This window comes from Undibacterium sp. GrIS 1.2, from assembly GCF_040544435.1.
GTDB lineage: Bacteria > Pseudomonadota > Gammaproteobacteria > Burkholderiales > Burkholderiaceae_D > Undibacterium.
Map to the genome: position 1 here is coordinate 1 of NZ_JBEONP010000126.1, position 2,873 is coordinate 2,873.

3 protein-coding genes are annotated in these 2,873 nt (G+C 47.7%); 2 read left to right on the top strand and 1 reads right to left on the bottom strand.

What is annotated here, in order from left to right; all coding sequences use genetic code 11:
- The first annotated feature begins 165 nt into the window (after positions 1 to 165).
- Positions 166 to 1,512 (top strand): glycosyltransferase, encoded by a 1,347-nt coding sequence (locus tag AAKU61_RS22345; protein WP_354335810.1) that lies wholly within the window; start codon positions 166 to 168, stop codon positions 1,510 to 1,512.
- A gap of 42 nt (positions 1,513 to 1,554) precedes the next feature.
- On the opposite strand, the gene AAKU61_RS22350 is transcribed toward AAKU61_RS22345, so the two are convergent.
- A complete protein-coding gene (locus AAKU61_RS22350; protein ID WP_354335811.1) occupies positions 1,555 to 1,920 on the bottom strand; it encodes a hypothetical protein in 366 nt (121 codons plus the stop codon).
- A 283-nt stretch (positions 1,921 to 2,203) separates the two neighbouring features.
- On the opposite strand from AAKU61_RS22350, the gene AAKU61_RS22355 reads away from it, so the two are divergent.
- Positions 2,204 to 2,641, top strand: a complete 438-nt coding sequence (locus tag AAKU61_RS22355; protein ID WP_354335813.1) for a DUF4399 domain-containing protein — start codon at positions 2,204 to 2,206, stop codon at positions 2,639 to 2,641.
- Positions 2,642 to 2,873 lie beyond the last annotated feature (232 nt).

Below are 2,873 nucleotides of genomic sequence, written 5' to 3' on the forward strand. Positions count from 1 at the left end.
GCCTCGGCTATCGAACGCCGTTTGAGGTTTTTTATAATTTGGATATACTCCCACTAAAACTTACCTCCCGTTGCTCTTCGTAGCTGAATCCGCCACCTAATTGTCCAAGTTTTACATGGACAACTAAAAATACTCCCTTAATTCTTACATTATTAGCTTTATAAAATGAATAAAATCCTAATCCTCGGCTATGTCTGGCCGGAACCTCGCTCCTCCGCTGCCGGTAGCCGGATGATGGAGTTGATCACGCTGTTTCGCGCCCAGAATTGGGAGGTGTTATTTGCCTCCGCTGCCGCCTTATCCGAGCACCGTGCTGATTTGGCGGCATTGGGCGTGGCGGAAAAAAGTATCGCGCTCAACTGTGCTACTTTTGATAGCTTTATCGCTGCTTATCAGCCGGATATGGTGTTGTTTGACCGGTTTTTTACGGAAGAACAATTCGGCTGGCGGGTGGAGGCGATATGCCCCGATGCTCTGCGCGTATTGGACACGACCGATCTGCATAGCCTGCGGGATGCGCGGCATCAGCTGTTAAAAGCGACCCAGCATCATTACCGCAATGAGGCCGAGCGTTACCAGGCTGGTCCTGTATTAGCCTCGCCGGAGTCATTGCGTGAAAAAATGGGCGGAACGAATGGAAATCAAGGAATCGCCCAGCGCGAAATTGCCGCGATTTATCGCTGCGATCTGACCTTGATGATCTCCGATGCGGAGGTCAATTTGCTGCAACAGCAGTTTGGCGTTCCCGCCATGTTATTGCATCACTGCGCCTTGATGCTGATGCCCTCATCTGCAGCGCATCAGGCACGGCCAACATTTGAACAGCGCGCACATTTTTTCAGCATCGGTAATTTTCGCCATGCGCCTAACTGGGACGCGGTGCTATGGTTAAAACATGCTTTGTGGCCAAAAATTCGTGAGCAATTACCCGATGCACAATTGCATGTAGCCGGCTCGTACCCACCACCTAAAGCCACAGCCTTACATCATCCTAAGCAAGGTTTTCATATGGTGGGCTGGGTAGCGGACGCACATCAGGCCATGTTGCAGGCGCGTGTCTGTCTGGCGCCTTTGCGGTTTGGTGCGGGGATTAAAGGCAAACTGGCAGATGCGATGGCATGTGGCACGCCAAACGTGACGACCGCGATTGGGTGCGAAGGTATGCAGGGCGATTTACCTTGGGGCGGCGCGCAGGCAGATGATGCAGTCTCGTTTGCTAATGCCGCCGTGGCGCTGTATCGGGATCAAGCCTTATGGCAGCAGGCGCAAGCAAATGGCGACCGGATTTTGCAACTACGCTTTGATCGTGACGTCATCGCGGCAGCTTTATTAGATCGCTTGCAAGTGGCTTATCAACAGCGGGCAGCAGGACGCCAGGCCAATTTTGTGGGCAGCATGTTGCGCCATCATCACCATAAAAGTACCCAATACATGTCGCAATGGATTGCCGCAAAAAATCAACTTTTGGCATTGGAGCCTGTCGCGCCTGATCAGGCTGACAATGCTGGGTAATTTACGCCAGTTAGGTGCCTGTTGGAAGGCTACGGGAAGCGTCTAATAACGATATTCATCCACCAGATGTTTATGAAAACTATATTTAGTCCCGCCTTGTAAAACATCAATCAGTTTTTTAGCATTGGCGGCAGAAATAAAAATATCTGCTACCCCATCTTTGACGCGGAATTTAGTCGCCGGACTAAGGATATTGTTGGGCTTGATCGTCAGGAGACGGATGATTTTGGCTTTCTCATTACAGATCAAAAAATGACACTCTTTTTTGAAATTAACTAAAGGAATGTTTAACCACCAACCTTCATCAGCGACATAGCGCACAACTTGCGAGAATTGGGTATTGCTGTCATTGAGCAGCTTGACTTGTAGCGAGTCATTGGCGATTTGTATAGCTTCGGATTTGTTCATGATAGGTTGGGCTTAATATTGTCGTGATTTGCGCAAGGATACACGTTGGCTAGCTCAGACTTGGAACAATTATCAGGAAAGCCAGAAATTTTTTAAAAATGAGCGCAAAATAGTTTGCATGCGAAGCTTGGGATTTACTTTGATTTAGCTCTGATTCGATTTTGGTTTCGGTTTTGGTTTTGGTTTTGGTTTTGGTTTTGCCTTAATTATTGCAAATGGTCAGTTAGCTGCCGCCAAGCTTTTTCATACCCTTTGTTGTTAAAACATTCAGGAGATCTTCACTATGTCACTATTTAATACATCCTTTTCATTATCCAAACTGACCTCGCTCCCATTATTGCTGGCCGGTTTGTTATCGTTCTCATCCGTCTATGCAGCCGAGCGGACTTTTTTTGAAGCACCATCGGATAACGCCGAAGTTACCTCGCCGTTTAAAGTCAAATTTGGCCTAGAAGGCATGAAGATCGCTCCGTTGGGTGATATGACCGCGAAAACTGGCCATCATCATTTGATTATCGACGGCGGCGCTGTCCCCGCCGGTACTTCTGTCCCTATGGACGCGACGCATATTCACTATGGCAAAGGCCAGACCGAAACCGAACTGACTTTGCCTCCAGGCAAACACACCTTGACTCTACAATTTGGCAACGGTGCACACCAGTCTTATGGACCGGAGATGAGTAAAACCATGACCGTGACCGTATTGCCTGCTGCCAAGTAAATAAGCTCAGCCCATACCCCCAAGCTGAGCAGTAAGTAACAGAATACTGTTTGCAATAAATATACTCCAATAGAGTATATTTTAATCGTCCATAAAAAATGTGGAGAAAAGGCGCAGTTCATCGTATTTAAATAGGGAGAGATCTTTGCACGATAAAAAGCCAAGCAGAGTGTTTACCTCAAATGAGACAATAGCAACAGGATAAATTTAAAGAGTGGCAATCATGGCGTGG

What these genes read in the sequence shown, in the direction of transcription:
- AAKU61_RS22355 (WP_354335813.1), top strand. Translation starts at nt 2,204, where the DNA reads ATGTCACTATTTAATACATCCTTTTCATTATCCAAACTGACCTCGCTC.
- AAKU61_RS22350 (WP_354335811.1), bottom strand. Translation starts at nt 1,920, where the DNA reads ATGAACAAATCCGAAGCTATACAAATCGCCAATGACTCGCTACAAGTC.
- AAKU61_RS22345 (WP_354335810.1), top strand. Translation starts at nt 166, where the DNA reads ATGAATAAAATCCTAATCCTCGGCTATGTCTGGCCGGAACCTCGCTCC.